This is a genomic window from Limnoglobus sp., assembly GCF_059499385.1.
Genome location: NZ_JCABYM010000157.1, coordinates 127,351 through 148,510, shown reverse-complemented (window position 1 = coordinate 148,510; position 21,160 = coordinate 127,351). Strand labels below are relative to the sequence as shown.

Below are 21,160 nucleotides of genomic sequence, written 5' to 3'. Positions count from 1 at the left end.
AAGCACACCCCTCCGTGACGAGAGGCCCCGGTCCAAAACAACGGGTTCAAGATCGAATTGGGACGAGGGCGGACGCGGGAGTCAGGCCCGCCAGAACCGGACGAGTTCCCGCGTCAAGAAGTGCCACAGGCCGCGGGCGGCGAGGAAGCTCTTCTCGGCCTTCTCGCAGTCCCGCCGCAGCCACCGGAAGCTCCCCTGCACCACCTTCACCGCGGCCTGCACCGGCGCGTCCAACGTGACCAACAACTTGTACAGCCGCAGCCCGCCGCGGCTGACGCCGTTCTTGCGGAAGTAGTGGACGTACCCGATGGCCACGTTCGGGGACGCGAACCCGACGTTCGCCCGGCTCGCGACGCGGCCGAAGTGGACGACCTCCACGCTGCCGACGTACACGACCGCGTGCGTCCGGCCGACCTTCGTGGACAGGTCGAGGTCTTCGCCGCCGAACCGATATGTCTCGTCCCAGTGGCCGGACGTGTCGAACGCCTCCCGCGGCAGGAACACGGCCGCCCCCATCAGCACGTCAACGGAGTGAACGCCGTCCGGGTTGAACGAGTCCCGCCGGTACTCGTAGTAGGAGCGGCGGAAGAGGCCGGTCCACCGGAGTAGGCTGACGCGGTGCAAGAGCGCCCCGAGCGTCGGCTTGGCCCGGTAAGAAATTTGCAATTCGCCGTCGCCGCCGCGCAGCCGCGGGCCGGCCATGCCGACGGTCGGGTTGGCGCGGGCGAACGCGACGAAGTCGCCGAGCGTGTTCTCCGGCACGAGCGTGTCGTTGTTCAGGAAGAAGAGGTACTTGCCGCGGGCGACCCGCGCGGCCTGGTTGTTCGCCTTGCTGAACCCGGCGTTCGTGTCGTTCTGGATGAGTCGAACCTGCGGGAAGTCGCGGGCGACCATCTCGCTCGCGCCGTCGGTGGAAGCGTTATCGACGACGATCACCTCGAACGGCACGCCCTGGTCCTGGTCGAGCAGGGACGCGAGGCAGCCGTGCAGCATCTGGCGGCAGTTCCAGTTCGCGATGCAAACGGACACGACCGGCCGCACGTCGGCGGCGAGATCAACGACAGGCTCCGGCAACGTCCGCATGATGCGAGGTGTACCGGGAAATGGGCAAGGTAGTCAAGCCGAACCGGGCGAGCGTCGGGGCGTAAGCCCGACGTGGCAACACGCCCGCGGTGGCGATTGTCGATGAAGTAATGCTCGATGCCCGTGGGGAAGCCACGTCGGGCTTACGCCCCGACGCTCGCCCGCAAGAACCTCACCCCGTGCTCGATGTCGCGGAACCGGTCGGCCTGCGTCCCGACCTCGCGCTCGATGCACAGCGGCCCGCGGTAGCCGACCGTCTTCAGCGTCTCCACGAACTTCCGCGTGTTCGTCTGCCCCGTGCCGAGCGGGACTTCCTCGCCCCACGCCCCCTTCATCGTCGGCCGGTTCGCGTCCTTGACGTGGACGCTGCGGATGTCGGGGGCGAGCAACTCGACGGCCGCGAGGGGGTCGTCCTTGTCGTAGAGCAGCATGTTCGCCGGGTCGAAGTTCACCTTCAGGTTCGGGCACTTCAAGTCGTCCAGCGTCCGGCGGAGGAGCTTGCTGGACTCCTGCCCCGTCTCGAACGCGACGGTCACGCCCTGGGCCTGGGCCAGGTCCGCGACGTACGCGAGCGTGTCCAGGAACGCCTTCCGGCCGGGGTCGCCGACCTCCGGAATGAACCCGGCGTGCAGCATCATGTCCGCGAGGCCGAGGTCGAGCGTTCGCTGGAGGCCCCACTTGAACGTCTCCAACCGCCCGGGCCGGGTCGCCGGGTCGCCGAACCCGCCGGTCCTCTCGATGGTCTGCGGCGTCGTGTAGTCCTCGCCGGGGAAGCCGAGCATCGTCCCGCTCATGCGGAACCCGGCTGCCTTCGCCGCCTTCGGCATGTCGTCTCCCTCGTCCCAGGAGGCGTGGTGAGGGTCGCCGCAGGCGATCTGCACCACGTCAATGCCAAGCCGGTCGAGGAAGCCCTTGAGTTCGGGGATGGACTTCACCTGGAGCGACCAACTGCACACGCCGACGGCGAGGGGTTCGATGGACATGGCGGGTTCTCGGTGGGGGTGACGTGCGGGCCATCATAAACGAGCGGGGACGAATGTGGCAACAACCGGCCGAAGTTTCGGCGCGATCACCGGGCTCGCCTAAGGGTGGCGGGCGTCCGAAATCCCGTGTCTGGAAATCGGGTATCTTGTCGGTGTCCGACACTTTTCGTCGGGATTCCCGACGTTATTCACAGGTTGTGGAATAAATGACGAACCACTCATAAAGAATTTAAATCATTATTTGAAATCAATTTATGGAAAATATGACGGTACAATATCAATTCTGGCATCGCCAGTGCATATATCTCGCCCCGTGTGAGTCGCCCAGCTCACTCGCCCTCGCCCGATGACTCGCTTGGATTCGCCCAGTTGGTTCGCCCGGAAGAGTCGCCCAGGCTCGCCCAGCCAGGGCGGGGTGCGTTGATGGGACGCATCCCGCCCGACTCGCACACCTCGCGTTTCGCGATTGGATAAAAGCTCCGTTCGCCCCGGAGTGATTCCCAGGGGACCGGATCGGCGTGATCGCCCACACGCCGTATCCGGCCCCTGGTTGAGTTTTCTCGCACTTCGTTCCGCACCCCGGTATACTTGCTCCCATTCACGCCTTCGGGAGCACTTCCTCATGTTGAATCGTCGTCGTTTCCTCGCCGCCACCGCCGCCACCGCCACGTTCGCCCCCCGGACTTGGGCCGCCACGAACGCCGTCCGCCTCGCCGTCATCGGCCCGGCGAACCGCGGTGCCGCGAACCTCAAGGGGGTCGAGAAGGAGGAGATCGTCGCGGTCTGCGACGTGGACCCGGCCAACGCCGCGAAGGCTCGCGGCCAGTTCCCGAAGGCCGAGTTCTTCACCGACTATCGGCAGCTCTTCGACAAGCTCGCGAACAAGATCGACGCGGTCGTGATTAGCACGCCGGACCACGTCCACGCGCACGCCACGCTGACGGCGCTGAAACTCGGCAAGCACGTCTATTGCGAGAAGCCGCTGTGCCACTCGGTCGCCGAGGTGCGGGCCGTGCGAGAGACGCTGAAGGGGACGAAGCTCGTCACGCAGATGGGCACGCAAATCCACGCCGAGGACAACTACCGCCGGGTCGTCGAGGTCGTGAAGTCCGGCCTGCTCGGGAAGGTGAACCGCGTCCACGTCTGGAACAGCAGCCGGCCGGTCGGTGGCGCGAAAACCGGCACGAAGCCGTCCGCGAAGTTCGACCTCGATCTCTGGGTCGGCCCGGCCCCGGTCGAGTTCTTCGAGGCGAAGATGAACAAGTCGAGTTGGAACTTCGAGTGGCCGCACTTCCACTGGCGGTGGTGGTGGGAGTTCGGCGGTGGCACGCTCGCGGACCTCGGCTGCCACTACATGGACCTCCCGTTCTGGGCGCTCGACCTGACCGCCCCGACGAGCGTGACCGCGACCGGCAAGAAAACGTACACCGGCGACAACACGACGCCGGACGTGATGCAGGTCGATTACCAGTTCCCCGGCGTGCATCTGACGTGGTACCACGGCACGGCCGGCCCGTCGCTCGACGGCTCGGTGCGGTTCGAGAAGTACGGCTCGGGCGTGCTGTTCGAGGGGGACAAGGGGAAGCTGGTCGCCGACTACTCGAAGCACATGCTGCTGCCGGACGAGTTCGCGAAGGCGGTGACGAAGCCGGAGCCGTCGATCACGAAGTCGATCGGCCACCACGCGGAGTGGCTGAACGCGATCCGCAACGGCGGCCCGACGACGTGCAACTTCGAGTACAGCGGCCGGCTGACAGAAGCCGTGCTGCTCGGCAACGTGGCGTACCGCACCGGCGAGGCGATCACCTGGGACGCCGCGGCCGCGACCGTGACGAACACGGCGAAGGCGAAACCGTTCCTCGGCCGCGAGTACCGCAAGGGGTGGGCGGTGTAGCGGTCGTCGGCCGCGGTGGAATCAGTCGCGATTCGTCATCGGGCGATCGGGTTCGGGCCATGGTCCATCTGCGGATTCAATCAACTAAGCGAGCGACGCCTGCTCTATTGCGGAACTTTCCAGAGGATGGCCGTTTCATCCTCGCTGCCGGTCGCCACGAACATTCCGTCGAAGGAAACCGCTATCGACGTGACAGGGCCACGATGTTCCCCGATGACCGGAAGTGCGTCCCCGGTCGAAGGATCCCAGACCCTCACACTCTTGTCCGCGCCGCCCGAAACCAATCGCTTGCCGTCCGGCGTGAAAGTCACCGCGGAAACGGAACCGCGGTGGCCTTTCAACGTTTGTAGTACCTTGCCGGTCGAGTAGTCGAAGACGCCCACGGTCCCGTCTATCGCCGCGGCCGCGAACTGCTTGTCATCTGGGCTGAAGGTCAAGGACGAAACGACTGAGTCGAGCATGTGCTTGGTGAGTAGTTTTCCCTTGACCACGTCGTAGCAACGCACAACTTTTTCGGTCGCACAGAGGAGCACCTTACCGTCCGCTGAAAGCGCGACGGCCTTCGCCCGTGCGTTCGGATCGATACTCCGGATTCGTTGGCCGGTCTTGGTGTCCCAGACCTCTATTGTGCCGTTCCCGTGCGTGCCGGCGAGATACTGACCCCCGGCCGCGGCCGCGACGGGCCCGCTATCGTGGCCGATGCCAGGCAGGCTCCGACTGTACGACTTGGCGGCCGGGTCCCAGAGGAACGTGCCTTCTTGGTCGATCGTCGAAGCTACGGCCACCAGCGTTTTTCGGACCGTCTTCCCCTGCTTGACAGGCAAGGTTGCCATGCCCGCCACGCGACCCTTCTTCAGTTCGATCGAATTCGTTTCCTTGCCCGAGACGAGGTCCCAAACCCGGAGCGTTTTGTCGTGCCCTCCGGTGTAGAGGGATTTGCCGTCGGCCGAGAAACTCACACCACGGACGGGGCCCTCGTGCCCGCTGAAAACGGCCAACTGGCCGGTCCTCACCTTGTAGAACTCTGAAGCGGTAACAGACTTCGGCGGGTCGGCGGCGATGGACAAGGAGGTCAACCCTACGACAACCGCAAGTAGACAGATGGGGCGAGTCATTAGCTTCCCTCGGTTCGCAAAACGTAGAACGGCAACTTAACTTGATGCCAGACTCGATGCAAACAAAAACGCTGCCCTCGCTTTCCAACCGCCGATCCGTTAGACGAACTCGATGGAAATCTTGTTTCCCTCAATCGACCCCGCCCGCATCCTGTTCGAGGACCATCACCTCGTCATCGTCAACAAGCCGGCCCCGCTCTTGACGCAGGCCCCGCCGCACCTGCCGAGCCTCGAAGCGATGGTGAAGGGATACATCAAGGAGAAGTACGCCAAGCCCGCCGGCGTCTACCTCGGCGTGCCGCACCGGCTCGACCGCCCGGTGTCCGGCGTCGTCTGTTTCGCCCGCAACTCGAAGGCGGCCCAACGGGTCCACGCCCAGTTCGAGCACCGCACCGTCAACAAGGTCTACTGGGCCGCCGTCGCCGGGACGGTCAGCCCGGAGGCCGGCCGGTGGGAGGACTGGATTCGCAAGGTCCAGGACGAGTCCCGCACCGTCCGCGCGGAACCGAACGAACCGGGGGCGAAGCTCGCCACGCTCGACTACCGCGTGCTGCAACCGATCCCCGGCGGCACGCTCCTCGAACTGCGGCCGCTCACCGGGCGGATGCACCAGCTGCGGGTCCAGTCCGCGTGGCGCGGCCACCCCGTCTTCGGCGACTCGACCTATGCCGACGCCCCGCCGTTCGGCCCGCATTCGGAGCAATCGTGGGACCGCGTCATCGCCTTGCACGCCCGCCGGCTCGAACTCGATCACCCGTTCACGAAGCAACGGCTCGTGATCGAAGCCCCCCTGTCGGACGACTGGAAGCCTCTCAGCCTTTCTTCAGAAAATCGCTCGGACACTCTCATAACCCCTTCATCGGGCGGATGATAAAGGATTTAATGAATCCATCCGATGACGCGCCCGAGGGTCCACGCGTGCGGGTACTGCTTGTCGAAGACCAGGTCGCCCTCTCGAAGGCCCTCCGGCAAGGGCTGGAGGAGGAAGGGTTCGCCGTGGACGCCGCCCTCGACGGCGAGGAGGCGGATTCCAAGGCACGGACGACCCAGTACGACGTGATCGTCCTCGACGTGATGCTGCCGAAGGTGGACGGGCTGACGCTCCTGAAGCGGTGGCGGCAGGCCGGCATCACGACCCACGTCCTGATGCTCACGGCCAAGACGACGCTCGGCGACAAGGTCGTCGGGTTGGACTCCGGGGCGGACGACTACCTGACGAAACCGTTCGAGCTGGACGAGCTGCTCGCCCGACTGCGGGCGCTCGTCCGCCGCAGCCATCAGGTCAAAGACCCGATCATCAAGATTTACGACCTGAACCTGGACACCGCCGCCCGCCGGGTGACGCGGGCCGGGCAGTCGATCCACTTGACTCCCCGCGAGTACGCCCTATTGGAGTTCCTCGCGTTCCACCGGGGGAAGGTCGTCACGCGGACGATGATTTGGGAGCACCTGTACGACGAGTACGACGAGAACACGTCGAACGTCGTGGACGTGTACATCCGCTACCTGCGGAACAAGATCGACAAGGGGTTCGAGCCGGCCCTGATCCTGACCCGGTGGGGCGAGGGGTACATGCTCCGCGGGGACGACGACCCGCCGCCGGTGAAGGAAGGCAAGGAGAAGGAAGCGAAGCGGAAGGGCTGAACGGAGTCGGAGCCGTCCGCAGTTCGCGGGTCGATCACGTAACCGGCGGCGGGGTTCAGACTCGCAGAACCCCGCCGGCCGCCGTCGGCTACATTTATTTGACCGGCTGAATTCATCGCAGGTCCGCGTCATGCGATCGACCCGCTCGTTATTGATCGTGTACTTCCTCACCTTGCTCGCCATCGGGTTGGGCCTCGTCACGTTCCTCGCCGACCGCGTCGTCGTCCACGCCCTGTCCGAGCGGGAGAAGTCCTCGTTCGAGGCGGCCGACTTGCGAACGGAGGAGCGGATCAAGGGCGAGCGGGACAAGTTCGAGCAGGAGCTGCTGACGCACGCCCGGATGATCGGCCGGATCGCCCGGACGGAGTACCTGCCGCAGTCGGACGTGGACACGCGGAAGTTCAACAACGTCATCCTCCACACGTACATGGCCGGGTTCGGCCCGACGCACGGGCTGTGGGCGGCGACGTGGCACAGCGGCATCGCCCCGCAACCGCGGCGGTCGTCGGGGCCGAACCAGCCGTCGCTGTTCTGGTCGCTCCTGCGGTCCTACCTCTCGAACCTGCGGCTCGACGAACTGTTCCTCAAGCCGCTGGACAGCGACGAACGGATGACGGATTACGTCCAGATCAGCGGCCCGTTCAGCAGCACCCGGCGGTCGGAGAACCTCATGGCGGCCGGGTACACGCTGCCGTTCCACCGGCGGGGGTTCGACAAGGTCCTGGAGGACTGGCAGTTCGACGACGTGACGCTGCCGAGGGGCCAGCACGGCCGGCGGGTCGTGTTCAAGACGCCGATCCCGGTCCTGGCGTTCGGCCGGTTCGGGCCGCCGCCGCCGCGGGACCGGGCCGGGCCGCCCCCGCCGCCCCCGTCCCCGGACCTGCAGCTCGTCTACGTCCACGTCGCCCGGCCGACGACGGAGTTCGAGCAGAAGGTCGCGACGTTCCGGGCCGAGGCCGACCGCGACAAGCAGACCGTCCGCGAGAACATTCGGCGGACGATCAGCTGGATTCGGTTCATCACCGGCGTCACGGTCATCGGCACGTTCCTCGCCTGCCTCGTCGGGTCGTCGTGGCTCATCCGCCGCGGGCTGACGCCGCTCAACCGGCTGTCGGACGCCGTGAGCATGGTCTCGGAGCGGGACTTCCACCTCGCCGTGAACCGCGAGGAGCTGAGCACGGAGTTGCAGCCGATCCACGAACGGATCACGGAAACGCTCGAGCAACTAAAGGCCGCGTTCGAGCGGGAGAAGCAGGCGGTCGCGGACATCTCGCACGAGCTGCGGACGCCGGTGGCGTCGCTGCTCGCGACGCTCGACGTGGCCCTCCGGAAGCCCCGCACGGCCGACCAGTACCTTCAGACGCTCAAGGACTGCCGGGGCATCACGAAGCAACTCGGCCAACTGGTCGAGAAGGTGATGACGCTGGCGTACCTGGACGCCGGGCAGACGAAAATGTCGGCCGTGCCCGCGGACGTGACGGGCATCGCCGAGAGCTGCGCCGCCGTGATCCGCCCGCTGGCCGAGGCCCACGGCCTGAAGTTCGTCTTGCACGCGGACGGTCCCATCGAGGTGACGACCGACCCGGACAAGCTCCGCGAGGTGCTGACGAACCTGCTGCACAACGCCGTCGAGTACAACCGGGCCGGCGGGCGGGTCGAGTTGGACGTGACCGCCGACCCGGACGGCGTCCAGTTCCTGGTGAAGGACACCGGCATCGGCATGACGGCCGACGTGCGGGAGAAAATCTTCGAGCGGTTCTACCGGGCCGACCCGTCCCGGACGGCGACCGGCGTTCACGCCGGGCTGGGGCTGGCCATCGTCAAGGAGTACGTCGAGCGGCTCGGCGGGTCGATCGACGTGGCGAGCGAGCCGGACGTGGGCAGCACGTTCCGGGTGCTGCTACCGGCCGCGTGACCGCCGAATCTCTTCCAACCGCACCCGCATCCGCTCCCCGGCCGCGACAACCGAGAGGTTCGCCGACAGCTCTTGCTTCGCCCGCCGCCCCTTCGCCGCGGCGACCTCGCGGTTGTCGAACACGTCGCGCATCAACTTAGCCGCGTGGTCCACGTCCGGGTCGGCCCAGACCCCACCCTTCGGGTAGGGGTCGATCCCCTCTTCGATCCGCACGAGCTTGTAATCGACAAGGTAGCTGTTGTCGTTCGTCATGAAGTCGAGGTTGCCGGAGTAGTTCGTCGCGACGACCGGCTTCGCCAACAGCATCGCCTCCGCGCACGTGAGGCCGAACCCTTCCGACCGGTGCAGCGAGACGTAGGCGTCCGACGCGTCGAGCAAGCCGAGGAGTTCCGGGCGGGTGAGCACGCGGTCGAGCAGTTTCACGTTCGGCGTCGCCGAGATCGCGTCGTGCAGCAGCTGCCACTGGTCCTGGTAGTACGACTCCGGCGGCGACACCTTGACCACCAGCTCCACCGCGTCCGTCGGGGCGAACGCCCGGCGGAACGCCGCGATGAGGCCGAGCGGGTTCTTCCGCTGCATCCGGCTGTTCATGTCGAAGACGAAGCTGAACGTGAACCGCGTCCGGTCCATGCCGAAGTATTCCTTCGGCAGCGGCTCGAACGCGGACAGTTCGAGGCCGGGCAGCATCGCGTGGACCGGCTTGCGGAACGCCTTCCGCATCGCCCCGGCGATGAACCGCGTCGGGGCCCAAATCTCGTCCACCGCGTCGCCGCGGTCGAGCCACGCGGCCGGCACGTCTTCGAGTTCCCACCACCACATGCCGACGCGGTGCACGCCGTCCCGCCGGTGGAGGCCGGTCGCCGTGTACGCGTCGCGGACGGCCACGTCGATCCCGGTGTTGATGATCGTCACGTCGGCCGGTTCGAGGGCGTTGAAGTCCTGCTTGTTCCGCGGTTCGCGCAGGAACAGCACCGGGTAGTCCCGGAGGTGAGTGCGGACGCCGACGCTGGCGAGCGACTCGACCATGCTCTTGACGGCGTTCTGCAACCCGGACGTGTAGCGGAACAGGCCGAGGACGTTGACCGATTGGCGCGTCGGCAACCGGTCGCGAACGTCCTCCGCGAGCGCGGCGAGCCACGCCCGGTCCGCGTGTTTCGCGACCCGCGGCGTCCGCGCGGCCCACGCCACTAGCTCGCCCGCGTCCGCCGGGAACGTGTCCCTCAACCGCGGCTCGGCTAGCAGGAGGAATTGTAACTCGTCCCACGGCCGGAACTGCGGCGGCAGCGTCGCGGCGTTGATCCATCGGCAGTCGAAGTCGTACCGCGTCTTCACCCATGCTTTGAGTTGTTCCCACCCGAATCGCGTCAGCCCGTGCGGCACGGCCGCCTGCCACTCCGGGTGCAGCCGGTAGCTCGCGGCCAGCCCGCGGCTGGGGTCTTCGTCTTGCTCGAAGTGGAACCAGACGGCTTGCTCGGGGGTGAGTTGGAAGTCTTTGAGGCCGAAGGTGACCAGCCACCGTAGGTACTGCCCGCGCTGCTTCGGCGTCAGGGCGAGCGGCCACACCTCTCGGAGGTCCATCCGCAACTCGAAGATGCGCTTCACGCGGGCCGACGGGTCCGCCGCGGAAGCCGCGCGGACGTTCTCCGCCCCGGCTTGCGACAACCCGGTCGAGGTGGCGACCCATCCGGCGAAAGCCCCGTCGTCGTCCGCCGACAAATACCCGCGCCGTAGTCGTCGCTCGGACGCCAACAAGCCCAGGACGTACCGCATCGCCCCGGCCGTGCCCCGGTCCGCTTCCCGCGGGTCGGCGGTGAGCGGCGCGCACCCGCAACTTGCGAGCACGCCGTTCAGCATGCCGAGGTCGTGGAGGTCGAAGTACGTGTCCTCGGTTTCGCCCCGGTACCAATCGTGAAAGTCCCGGCGGGCGGCGTCGAGGTACGCGCGGAGCCGGCGGCGGATGTTCAAGCGGGGACGGACAAGCGGCATCGGCATCCTCATCACGCGGCCCGGCGGGCGGCCGCGGCCGGCTTCGGGGGCAGGCGGGTTAGCGCGGCCGCGCCGACCGCCGACCGGACGACCAGGTCGTACCGGTCGAGCATCTCGTCGTAGCTGAGGTGGTTCTCGAACAGGGCGAGCGACCGCCGGGCCATGCCCTCGCGGAGGCGGTCGTCGTCCAGCACGCGGGCCAGCTGCGCCGCGAGCGCCGGGGCGTCGCCGTGGTCGAACCGCAGCGCGTTGAACCCCCACTTCACCTGCTCGTCGATCCCCTGACAGTTGGTCGTCACGATCGGCAGGCCGTAGGCTTCCGCCTCGAGAATCGAGCGGCTGAAGGTTTCCATGTACGACGTGCAAACGAACACGTCGGCCCGGTGGAAGTAGTCGGCCACCTGGTTCGTCTCGCCGACGAGGTTCACGACGCCGTCGAGCTTCCGCCGGGCGGTCAGCTGCCGGATGTACGCGGCATAGGGCACGACATTCCGCATCCCGACGACATCGACGACGAAGTCCGAGCGGGTCTTCGCGAGGATCGCGGCCGCCTCGATCAGCGTGTGCTGCCCCTTGCGGGCGCAGACCGTGCCGACGGACAGGATGCGCTTCTTCGCCGTCGGGTCGCACGCCCGCGGGGCGAGAGGCAGCGGCGGGATGCCGTTGTGGATGACGCGGAAGTTCCCCCGCGTGTTCAGGTGCTGGAACAGCTTCGCCGTGTCGTGCGACGCCGGGACGACGCGGCTCGCCAGCCCGAACGCTGCCTCCGCCCGCCACCGGCCGAACGGGCTGAACAGCCGCCCCAGCACGTTCGGCGAATAACTCTCGTGAATGATCCAGACGCTCGGGATGCCGAGCCGAGCGGCCGCCTCGACCATCGGGAACGTGAGCAGCGTGTTCGCGATCACCGCGTCCGGCCGCTGGGCCTTCAGGTGCGCGATCAGTTCCTTCTGCGCCGCCTCGTACTCCTTCCGGGTCCAATGCCCGTCCACGAACCGCTGGCCCCACGGCCCGGCCGCGATCGTCACCGGCACGCCGACGGCTGCGTACACGCCCTCCCCCGCCCCGCCCTGCGGCGACCAGAGGCTCGGCTCGACGGACAGCCGGTCCCGCAGCCCGAGCACGATCTCGGACAGGTAGCGCGGCGCGCCCTCCGGGTTGTTCATGTTGTGCGCGGCCACGACGACCTTCAGCAGCGGCCGGGTCGCCCGCGGCAATGACACCGCGGTGTCACCGGACGGCCGGAACGCTTCCGCTTCCGAGAAGTGCGGGTTCGAGTACGGGTCCGCCGGCCGGCCGTGGCCGCGCTTGAACGCGAGCAGTTCGAGCGGGTCGTCGGTCCGGTCGCCGTCGTCGGCCGCCGCCAACTCCGCCCCGGCGACGTGGACGCACCGCAGTCCCAGGCCGCGGAGCCGGGTGCAGTAATCGACATCGAACAGCGTCAGCCCGAACCGGTCGGCGTCGAACCCGCCGAGCGCCTCGAAGGTCGCCCGCGGCGTGAGCAAGCAGCCGCGGCCGACGGCCGCCACGTTCCGCGTCACTTCCGCGTAGAAGTAGTAGCTGATCTCGTCCTTCGTCACGCCGCGGCAGGCGTTCCCCGGCCCGGTCCCGTCGTGCAAGCCCAGCACCGTTCCGGCCGAAACGACCGTGCCGGCGGGCGTGCGGATCAACCCGCCGACCGCGCCGACATCCGTGAGCGGCAGGTGTGCCACCAACCGCGACAGCCACTTCGGGTGCGCCGGCTCGACGCCCGCGGCGAGGAACAGCAGCACGTCCTCCGTCCGGGCCGCGGCCATCCGGTTCAAGGCGTCGCCGGGGTTCTCGTCGTCGAGGACGAGGTAGACGGTGAAGTTCCGGTAGCTCGTGTTCTCTTTCACGGCCCGTGCCGTCGCCGCGGCGTCGGCCCCGTGGACGATGACGGCCACGCTCGGCCCGTTGTCGTCGCCGTCCAGTGCGAGGACCGGCAGCCCGAGTCGCTCCGCGAACGCCGGCACGTACAGCCCGGCGGCGATCCCGCGGCGTTGCAGCGCCTCCTCGACCGCCCGGCGGCCGGACGTGTGGACGATCGACTTCTGCGTCGCCCGCTGGGCCGTCGATTCCGCGTGCGCCCGCCAGTGGTACAGAATCTTCGGGACGTGGACGACGCGGTCGGTCCGCTCGGTGACGCGAAGCAGCAGGTCGTGGTCCTGCGACCCCTCGTACCCGACCCGGAACCGGCCGGCCGCCTCGAACGCCTTCCGCCGGATGACCGTAAAATGGTTGACGTAGTTGTAACTGAGGATTAACTCCGGCGACCAATCCGGCTTGAACTGCGGGTCGTACCGGCGGCCGGCCGCGTCGATCTTGTCCTCGTCGCTGTAGATCAGGTCCGCGTCCGGCGTCGTCTGGAGCGCCCGCACGACTTCCAGCAGCGTGTCCGGCGCGAGCAGGTCGTCGTGGTCCAACAGGGCGACGAACTCCCCGGTCGCGGTGGCGGCGGCCGTGTTCGTGGCCGTGCAGATGTGGCCGTTCTGGGCCAGCCGCGTCAGCTTGATCCGCTTGTCGCGGAGCCGGTCGAACTCCGCGATCAGTTCCGGCTTCGTGCTCGCGTCGTCGGCGATGCAGAGTTCCCAGTTGTCGTAAATCTGGCCCTGCACGCTCGCCACGGCCGCGCGGAACCAATCCGGCCGGACGTTGTAGACCGGCATCAGGATGCTGACCTTCGGCCGGTAAGCGAACTGTCGGCCGTCCTGTTCGAGTTGCGTCCGGAGCGGTGGCGTGAGGGCGCTCCGCTCGACGAACGAGTCGTGCATCGGCCGCGGGTGGTAGCGGCGGCTCAACGCGCGGTAGCGGAGCTTCTGCCGGACCTTCCGCAGGAATTCGCCGACGCGGTTCGCTTGGAACGACCACCACGCCTTCGTCAACACCTTGCCCGTGAGCAGGCTCAGCGGGCCGCGGAGGGCCATGCGCAAGAGCTTCGAGACGAGTCCCCGTTCGGCCCGCGGCGGGTGCGACGGCCGCCGGTTGATGTAGACCAGTGCCTCGTCGAACAGCGGTATCTCACTCGGCCCGACGGCCACGACCCGCACCCGCGCGGTCGGCTCGATCAAGAGTTGGGAAGCGAACTGGAACCGCTGCTGTTGGAGCTTGGGCGCGATCGTGACGGCGGTTTCGGCATCGTATCGGACATCAATCTTCCACTCGGCGGACGGCGCGTGCCCGCCGACGACGAGCAGCGGCAGCCCGGTGTACGGCTCGACGATCCACTCGACGTGGAGCGTGAAATCGGAAGCGTCCACGGCGTCCATGCCGACTTCCTGGGGATGATGCAAGTAGAGATATGGCCCCGATATACCGCGCCGGCCCAGGGATCGCAACCCCTCTTACTTCGCGTCCTTGACGCACCGGAACCCGGTGTGGGAGGCGCAGTCGTCCGTAGCTCCCTTGTCCCGCGTCCCCGGCAGGTAGCGGCGGCAGTACTCGTCGGCGCACAGGAACGACCCGCCGCGGCGGACCTTTTGCGGCTTGCCGTCCGGCCCTGCCGACCCCTCGGCCGGGCCGGTCGGGTTCTTCTTCGGGCTAATCTGGTAGTAGTCCGCGGCGTACCAGTCTTGGACCCACTCCCAGGCGTTGCCGCTCATGTCGAAGAGGCCGTACCCGTTCGGCGAGAAGGAGCGGACCGGGGCGAGGCCGGCGAATCCGTCCTTACCTTCGACGGTCGCCGGGAACCGCCCCTGGTACGTGTTCGCGTGGTACTTGCCGTCCTTGCCCTGCGGGTCGTTGCCCCAGGCGTAGGTGGCCTCGTTCAGCCCGCCGCGGGCGGCGAACTCCCACTCGGCCTCCGACGGCAGCCGCTTCCCCGCCCACTTCGCGTAGGAGGCGGCGTCCTCCCACGACAGGTGAACGGCCGGGTAGTTCCCCTTTCCCTCGATGGTACTCTTGGCCCCGTCGGGGTGTCGCCAGCTCGCCCCCACGCTCATCTCCCACCACGGCGGCGGGAGCTGCGGTTTGTTCGCCATCGCCAGCCGGGAGTTTTCCTCGTCGCACGACTTGGCGTCGCAATCGGCGCAGCGGAAGACGGCCGAGAACGGGACGTTGTTCGCCGCGGGCACGTTCGCGGGAAGTTCGTTCGGGTACGGCTTCCGCTCGGCGACGGTCACATAGTTCGTCGCCGCGACGAACTTCGTGAACTCGTCGTTCGTTACTTCCGTCTCGTCCATCCAGAAGCCGCCCACGGAAACCTTGTGGGGCGGCGCGTCCTGGTCCTGGCTCTCGGCGCAGCCCATCACGAACTCGCCGCCCGGAATCCAGACCATGCCGTCCGGCCGGGGCGGGCGGTCGTCCTTGAGGACGACGGCCGCGATGGCGACCGCCGCGGCCGCGAGGATGCCGAGGGCCAAGAACAGGACGAGGCTAGACCGGTTCGCCGGTGCGACGGGGGGAGAGGCGGCCATCGGTGCGGGACCTAAGGAGTGCTGTGAACCTAGAGTTTTTTTAGGTATTCGATGACGGCCCGGCGGTCGGTTTCGGACAAATCGTCGCCGTAGGTGTGGCCGCCGTTGCCGCGGCCGGGTTGCGTCGTGTCGTAAACCTTCCGCCGCTCGAACGCCGGGGCCGCCGGGTCGGGCGGCTTGATCTCGCGGACCTTCCACCCGACGCGGACCTTGTCGTAGTCGTCCTCGCCGGTACGGAACGAGCGGGTGAACACCTTCGGCCGCGCCTTCGAGTTCAGCACGCCGTCGAGCGTCGGCACGCTGCCGTTGTGGAAGTACGGGGCCGTCGCCCAGACGCCGTCGAGCGGCGGGGCCTGGTAACCCTCGGTCGCGCGGATCGGCTTCGGCGGCGTTTCCTTCGCGAACCAGCTGGCCGCGTAGGCTTCGCCGAACTTCGTGCCGATGTTGTCGAACCGCGTGCGGTCCGTGCCGACCTCCGCGAGAGAAACGACCTTGTTCGGGTACGTCCATTTCTCGCCGTAGGTTCCGTGGCACTTCGCGCAGTTCTCGGCGAACACTTCCCGCCCACGCTCCGCGAGTTTGTCGTCGATCGCGAACGGGTACTTCGGCGGCTCGATACTCTTGATGTACTGCTGCACGTCGCGGAACGGCCCCTCGGCCTTCTCGAAGTCCTTCGCCAGCGTGAGGGGGTGCATCATGAACTGCATGATCGACCGCACGGACGTGGCGTCCGTCGCCCCGACGTGGTACATCGTCTTCTTCTTCTTGAGCAGCCACCACGCCGGCACGTCCTCGCAACTGTCGTCCTTCAGGCCGAGGTCGCGGAACGTCTCCCGCAGGCTCAGGTCGTCGTTGCGGTAGCCGAGCAGGTAGACGCTGAACGCTCCGGCCTCGTTCGTCCCGCGGGTCTGGCAGAACGTGAACGGCAGCTTCGCCGGGATGTTCCCGGCGACGTACAGGTCCTCGAACAGCGCGTGGATGTCGAGCGAGCTGTTGCCGAGGCCGACGTAGCTCTTGCCCATGATGCTTCCGCCGTGGCACATCATACAGTCGAGGCCGATGCCCTTCACGAGCGGCAAATACGGGGCGACGCGGAGGCCCATCGGCAGCCCGTCGTTCGGGTACGGGGCCGGGTGCAGCCCGTACCGGTCGTTGAAGGCGGCGGCGTAGTCCTTCGGCTTCTCGGCGACGCCCCACTCCTTCCACGCGAGATCGTAGGCCGCCCGCGGCCAGAACGCCGGGATGAACGCCGTCCCTTCGAGCGACTTCTTGCCGCGCTCCGCGGACGGCGGTGGCGCGGTCCCGCCGACCAGGGCCGCGATTCCGACGAACATGACAATCAGCGCCGTCCGGTGCATCGGCCGTTCCTCATGGACCCATACCAGTATAAGCCGCACGGAGAGGGGCAGGGCAACACCCCGACTTCCGAAGTCCGGCTTCGCCTTCGGAAGTCGAGCGGATATGGGGCCGATCTCACGCGCGACGGCCGCCGCGACGTTCGACTTCCGAAGTCGAAGCCGGACTTCGGAAGTCGGGCGCATCCCTTGTAAGGATCGGTCGGCCGTCCGATAGTGACAGTGAACCCCAGGCGACGGTTCCGTGTCGTCGTGGGTGGTTCTTGACACTGGGGTCGTCGTGGAAAAGACAGAAATCCGAATCGTGGCCGGCACGCTCCGCGGCCGGAAGGTGACCGCCATCGTCCACGAGGGGATGCGGCCGACGCCGCAGATGGTCCGCGAGGCGCTGTTCAGCATCCTCGGCAACGCCGTCCCCGGCCGGCCGTTCTACGACATCTTCGCGGGGACCGGGGTGATCGGGCTGGAGGCCGTCAGCCGCGGCGCGTCCGAGGCCCGGCTGATCGAGGGGAACGCGAAGCAGGCGGCGGAGATTCAGAAGTACGCCGACCGGTTCGGCGTGGCCGACCGCGTCCAGGTGCTGCGGGCCGACGGATACCGGTGGGCCGAGCGGTGGGTTCCGCCCGCGAAGTCCGGGCCGGTCAACCTGTTCCTCAGCCCCCCCTTCCCCGACCTCGACCCGGCGAAGTTGCCCGCCTTCCTGCAACTCGTGCGGACGCTGTTGGACAAGGCCCCCGTCGAGTCGGTGCTGACAATCCAGGCCGAGGACGGCTTCCCGCCGGATGAGCTGCCCGAGCCGGAAACCTGGGACGTGCGGACCTACGGCCGCAACATGCTGCTGTTCAAGGTGAAGGAGGCCCCGCCCGCCGCCCCGCCTTCAGCTGAAGCGTCCGCGTGACCGTCCGCGGAATCTCGTCCGTCAGGTGCGTCACGAAGATCAGCGTCTGCTCCGGCGTCAGGTGTTCGTCGAGCCAGGCGCGGATGCGGTTCGCCGTTCGCGCGTCCAATCCCTGAAACGGTTCGTCGAGGATCAACAGCGGCGGCCGCTTGACGAGCGCACGGATGAGCAACACGAGCCGTTGCTGCCCCGTCGAGAGCTGGCGGAACTGGCGGAGAAGGATCGCCGTCGCACCGAACGTCTCGAACAGCTCCTTCACGTGTTCCGCCTCCGCGGCGCTCGCCTCGCGGTAGAGCAGTGCGTCGTGGAACCCCGTCGCCGCGGCCTCGAATGCGGAGAGCGGTTCGCTGAAGTACAGGTGGAACTCCGGCGACACGAACCCGACCCGCCGCTTCACGTCCCAGATCGTTTCGCCGCTGCCCCTCGGCTTGCCGAACAACTTCACGTCGTTGCTGAACGCCTGCGGGTGGTCGCCGCACGCGAGCGCCAACAAGGTCGTCTTGCCCGCGCCGTTCGGCCCGACGAGCGCCCACCGCTCCCCGCCGCGGACCGTCCATGACACGTCTTGCAGGATCGGCTTCCCGCCGTGCCGGACGGTCACGTTGTTTAACTCTACGATCGGCGGCCCCGGCGGTTGCTCGCTCGGTTCGGCTATCAGCCGTGGTTCCGCATCGGTCGTTGATTCGCCGAGTTCCAATCGGTGTGTCACCCACGCCGGAACCTGCTCCGGGCGAACGACGAGGATCATACGCTGGCCCGCTGAGACGAACTCGCCGAGCAAGTTGACCAGCGACTCACGGCCCTCCGCGTCGATGCCTACGAACGGATCGTCGAGGATCAGGAGCGGTGGGTGTAGTAACAACTCCCGCGCGATCCGCGCCCGCCGCGTCTGGCCGTTCGACAGTTTCATCATCGCTAGTGACAGTTGCTCCGCGATGCCGAACCGCTCGGCCATCCGCCGGACCGCGTCGTCCGACACCGTCACCCGCGAGCGGAGGTAGTCGCCCAGCGACAGCGGGTGCTCCGCGTCCGCGAACTCGAACCGCTGCTGGTAGTAGCTGCCGGCGTAGTTGAACAGCCGTGACTCTTCCCGGAAAGAAACGAGATGAACGACCTCGTGCGGGTACTTCGCCCCGGCCAGTTGCACGATCGGCCACTCGATGCTTCCCGCTACTACACGATTGCGGCCTGTCAGCGTCTCGGCGAGCGTCGTCTTGCCCGCGGCCGTCGGCCCGATGACGGCCCACGTCTCGCCGTCGCGGACGGTCCAACTTAGCTCCCGGAGGATCGGTTCCCCGCCGGCGCGGGCGATGGTCGCGTTTTCCAGAACGATCAACGGCCCGGAGCTGGTATTCACAACAGGCGGCCCAGGAAGTTAGAACGGCGGTAACCCGACCGGCCCCTTTATATCTAAAACAATAGCTTCCTCCCCCGCACGGGCGTGCGACGAGCCGACATGAGCATCCTGGCGAAGAACATCTCGAAGAGCTTCGATACCACGAAGGTTCTCGACGACGTGACGGTCGAAGCCCCGGCCGGGTCGCTGGTGGCGCTGCTCGGGCCGTCCGGGTCCGGCAAGACGACGCTGCTCCGGATCATTGCCGGGCTGGAGACGGCCGACGCCGGCGTCGTCCAGTTCCACGACGACGACATCACCGATCAGTCGGCCCGCGACCGGAACGTCGGGTTCGTGTTCCAGCACTACGCCCTGTTCAAGCACATGACGGTGTTCGAGAACGTCGCGTTCAGCCTCCGCGTCCGCCACTGGCCGGAGGAGCGGATTCGCAACCGCGTGAACGAGCTGCTGCAACTGGTGCGGCTCGAAGAGATGGGGCCGCGGTACCCGTCGCAACTCTCCGGCGGGCAGAAGCAGCGGATCGCGCTCGTCCGCGCCCTCGCCCCGGACCCGAAGGTCATCCTCCTCGACGAGCCGTTCGGCGCGCTCGACGCGAAGGTGCGGGAGGAACTCCGGGCGTGGCTGCGGAAGTTTCACGACGAGTACCACGTCACGAGCATCTTCGTCACGCACGACCAGACGGAGGCGTTCGAGGTCGCGGACAAGGTCGTCATCATGAGCAAGGGCCGGGTCGAGCAGATCGGGACGCCGGCCGAGGTGTTCGAGCACCCGGCGAACGAGTTCGTGATGGACTTCCTCGGCAACGTGAACGTCATCACGGCCCGGATGGAGGGCGGCCGGGTGTTGCTCGGCCACCTCGAAATGCCGATCGGCAACGGCCGCGTCGGGAACGGGGCGTCCGGGCACGCGACGGTGTTCGTCCGCCCGCATGAGTTGGACCTGTCGAAGGCGGCCGAGGCGGGGAAGTCGTTGCAATCGAAGGTCGTCCACATCAACCCGGCCGGGTCGGTGGTGAAGGTACGGGTCGTGGTCGCGGACTTCGGGCTGATGCTCAACATCGACGTGACGCCGGACCGACACAAGATGCTGAGCCTGCGGGTCGGCGACCAGGTCTACGTGACGCCGAAGTCGGCCAAGTTCTTCGGCGCGCCGACGCCGGACGTGGACTACGCGATTTAGATCGTCGGTGTTTGCCGTCCGGCTCGGCGTTCCTATACTTCCATTTTGATCGAGACTCTACCTTCGAGGTCGGTATGGCAGATCGTATGTCCACCGCGAGCCGCATGGACCGCGCCCGCGACAACGCGGCGATTTCGCGGGCCGTCAACGGCGCGCTGAAGCGGAAGGAACGGGCCAGCCGCGACAAGCGGATGGCGGAACTGGTGAAGAAGGGCAGCCTGCCCTACATCCCGTCGGTGATGAGCTGGCTGAGCGTGAAGCTGAACAAGCCGGCGTCGCAGATCACGGCCGAGGACGTGAAGAAGGTCGTCTCGTAACGACGAATCGACTCGAATGAAACGGCCCGCGGCATCGCCGCGGGCCGTTCGCGTTACTTCGTCAGTCGATTCCCTTCGCGGTCCACCCACGAGAACGGCGACGTGACCACCACCGGCTTCGTCGAGACCTTCTCGCCGAGCACGTTCTCGAAGATCGTGCCGTAGACCTTCTCGATCTTCGTCATCGCGTGGGCGGCGAGCAGTTGGTGGACGACGGCCTGGTTGTTCACCACGACCCGCTTACCCCCCTTCGCGAGGGCCGCCCGCGCGCCGAACCCGGCGTTCGCCGCGTCCTGGCGGGCGTTGAATTCCTTCTCCTGAAGCCGCACGTCCGGGCCGTCGATCGGCGGCGGCGGCAGCTTCGGAGCCAGCGGCTGGCCGGACGGGTCGCGGTACGTCAGCGCGTCTCCGTCGGCCATCACCTCCGGCGGGTCGAACGTCACCGGCTCGACCGCCAGCCCGGTGTCGGCCTTCAGCTTCTCCGCGTGGGCCGTGCGAAAGAGTTGCTTGAACTTCACCCCGTCGCCTTTGCCCTCCTTGAGCGCGGCGCGGACGGTTTCGACCACCCACTTCGACTCCCGCAGCATCGTCTTCGCGTCCACCGGCCCGGCGACGACGTGCAGCACCCGGCCGTCCTGGGCGCAGAAATACGCGGCCACGTTGCCGCCCTGCTTCTGTCCGTTCACGATCTGGAACGTCGCGACCTTCTGGAACGCGGACACGAAGTTCGCGTTGATGTACTTCCCGACCTCGGGGTTGTTGAGGGCGTTCGCACGGAGCGCCTCGGCGTTGTTTCAGGTGAACCGCGGGTCTTCAAAGTGCCCGGACACGTGCAGGATGAAGACGAGCTTCTCCCGGTCCTTCGCGGCCGCGGCGGCCAGCTTCGGCGTGTCCTTGAAGTTGATCTTCGTCCCGTAGCAAGCCTCCTCGTCCGCGGCCGACGGCCCGGCGAGGACCGCGGCCGCGACGACGGCCAACAGCGTGCGACGCATGAGAACCCC

Annotated in this window: 17 protein-coding genes; 7 read left to right on the top strand and 10 right to left on the bottom strand. The window is 67.2% G+C overall.

The window, feature by feature from the left end; genetic code table 11:
* Positions 1-81: 81 nt before the first annotated feature.
* On the bottom strand, positions 82-1,083 hold the full coding sequence (locus AC5JJ2_RS27700; protein ID WP_495861301.1) for a glycosyltransferase family 2 protein: 1,002 nt from the start codon (positions 1,081-1,083) through the stop codon (positions 82-84).
* A 143-nt stretch (positions 1,084-1,226) separates the two neighbouring features.
* Positions 1,227-2,066, bottom strand: a complete 840-nt coding sequence (locus AC5JJ2_RS27695) for a sugar phosphate isomerase/epimerase family protein (protein WP_495861300.1) — start codon at positions 2,064-2,066, stop codon at positions 1,227-1,229.
* A gap of 622 nt (positions 2,067-2,688) precedes the next feature.
* On the opposite strand from AC5JJ2_RS27695, the gene AC5JJ2_RS27690 reads away from it, so the two are divergent.
* Positions 2,689-3,960, top strand: coding sequence for a Gfo/Idh/MocA family protein (locus AC5JJ2_RS27690; protein ID WP_495861299.1), 1,272 nt, complete (start codon positions 2,689-2,691; stop codon positions 3,958-3,960).
* Between the two features lie 104 nt (positions 3,961-4,064).
* Here AC5JJ2_RS27690 and AC5JJ2_RS27685 read toward each other — a convergent pair whose 3' ends face one another.
* Positions 4,065-5,075, bottom strand: coding sequence for a WD40 repeat domain-containing protein (locus tag AC5JJ2_RS27685; RefSeq protein ID WP_495861298.1), 1,011 nt, complete (start codon positions 5,073-5,075; stop codon positions 4,065-4,067).
* Between the two features lie 112 nt (positions 5,076-5,187).
* Here AC5JJ2_RS27685 and AC5JJ2_RS27680 point away from each other — a divergent pair, with 112 nt between their 5' ends.
* The 3 genes from AC5JJ2_RS27680 (at position 5,188) to AC5JJ2_RS27670 (ending at position 8,634) form a co-directional block, all read left to right on the top strand.
* Positions 5,188-5,946 (top strand): RluA family pseudouridine synthase, encoded by a 759-nt coding sequence (locus AC5JJ2_RS27680; RefSeq protein ID WP_495861297.1) that lies wholly within the window; start codon positions 5,188-5,190, stop codon positions 5,944-5,946.
* A 47-nt stretch (positions 5,947-5,993) separates the two neighbouring features.
* The gene (locus AC5JJ2_RS27675) at positions 5,994-6,719 is read left to right on the top strand and encodes a response regulator transcription factor (protein ID WP_495861296.1); all 726 of its coding nucleotides are present in this window, start codon (positions 5,994-5,996) and stop codon (positions 6,717-6,719) included.
* Positions 6,720-6,849: 130 nt separating this feature from the next.
* Entirely contained in the window at positions 6,850-8,634 is a 1,785-nt protein-coding gene (locus AC5JJ2_RS27670) for a sensor histidine kinase (protein WP_495861295.1), read from the top strand.
* Here AC5JJ2_RS27670 and AC5JJ2_RS27665 read toward each other — a convergent pair.
* The 4 genes from AC5JJ2_RS27665 to AC5JJ2_RS27650 all read right to left on the bottom strand — a co-directional run bounded on the left by AC5JJ2_RS27665 (position 8,620) and on the right by AC5JJ2_RS27650 (position 16,411).
* Entirely contained in the window at positions 8,620-10,620 is a 2,001-nt protein-coding gene (locus tag AC5JJ2_RS27665; protein WP_495861294.1) for a glycosyltransferase family 4 protein, read from the bottom strand. The genes AC5JJ2_RS27670 and AC5JJ2_RS27665 overlap by 15 nt on opposite strands.
* Before the next feature lie 11 nt (positions 10,621-10,631).
* Positions 10,632-13,907, bottom strand: a complete 3,276-nt coding sequence (locus AC5JJ2_RS27660; protein ID WP_495861293.1) for a glycosyltransferase — start codon at positions 13,905-13,907, stop codon at positions 10,632-10,634.
* 75 nt (positions 13,908-13,982) lie between these two features.
* Positions 13,983-15,053: a formylglycine-generating enzyme family protein gene (locus AC5JJ2_RS27655; RefSeq protein ID WP_495861292.1), complete on the bottom strand. Its 1,071-nt coding sequence runs from the start codon at positions 15,051-15,053 to the stop codon at positions 13,983-13,985.
* A 29-nt stretch (positions 15,054-15,082) separates the two neighbouring features.
* Complete coding sequence (locus AC5JJ2_RS27650) at positions 15,083-16,411, bottom strand: c-type cytochrome (RefSeq protein ID WP_495861291.1); 1,329 nt, start codon at positions 16,409-16,411, stop codon at positions 15,083-15,085.
* Between the two features lie 277 nt (positions 16,412-16,688).
* On the opposite strand from AC5JJ2_RS27650, the gene AC5JJ2_RS27645 reads away from it, so the two are divergent.
* Positions 16,689-17,306 (top strand): RsmD family RNA methyltransferase, encoded by a 618-nt coding sequence (locus AC5JJ2_RS27645; RefSeq protein WP_495861290.1) that lies wholly within the window; start codon positions 16,689-16,691, stop codon positions 17,304-17,306.
* Here the strand turns inward: AC5JJ2_RS27645 and AC5JJ2_RS27640 are convergent.
* Complete coding sequence (locus AC5JJ2_RS27640; RefSeq protein ID WP_495861289.1) at positions 17,251-18,642, bottom strand: ATP-binding cassette domain-containing protein; 1,392 nt, start codon at positions 18,640-18,642, stop codon at positions 17,251-17,253. The genes AC5JJ2_RS27645 and AC5JJ2_RS27640 overlap by 56 nt on opposite strands.
* Positions 18,643-18,762: 120 nt before the next feature.
* On the opposite strand from AC5JJ2_RS27640, the gene AC5JJ2_RS27635 reads away from it, so the two are divergent.
* Both AC5JJ2_RS27635 and AC5JJ2_RS27630 read left to right on the top strand, forming a co-directional pair.
* The gene (locus AC5JJ2_RS27635) at positions 18,763-19,842 is read left to right on the top strand and encodes a sulfate/molybdate ABC transporter ATP-binding protein (RefSeq protein WP_495861288.1); all 1,080 of its coding nucleotides are present in this window, start codon (positions 18,763-18,765) and stop codon (positions 19,840-19,842) included.
* A gap of 74 nt (positions 19,843-19,916) precedes the next feature.
* Positions 19,917-20,159, top strand: a complete 243-nt coding sequence (locus AC5JJ2_RS27630) for a hypothetical protein (protein ID WP_495861287.1) — start codon at positions 19,917-19,919, stop codon at positions 20,157-20,159.
* 53 nt (positions 20,160-20,212) lie between these two features.
* Here the strand turns inward: AC5JJ2_RS27630 and AC5JJ2_RS27625 are convergent, their stop codons facing one another.
* Complete coding sequence (locus tag AC5JJ2_RS27625) at positions 20,213-20,881, bottom strand: hypothetical protein (protein ID WP_495861286.1); 669 nt, start codon at positions 20,879-20,881, stop codon at positions 20,213-20,215.
* A 72-nt stretch (positions 20,882-20,953) separates the two neighbouring features.
* Positions 20,954-21,151 (bottom strand): hypothetical protein, encoded by a 198-nt coding sequence (locus AC5JJ2_RS27620; RefSeq protein ID WP_495861285.1) that lies wholly within the window; start codon positions 21,149-21,151, stop codon positions 20,954-20,956.
* Positions 21,152-21,160: the final 9 nt, after the last annotated feature.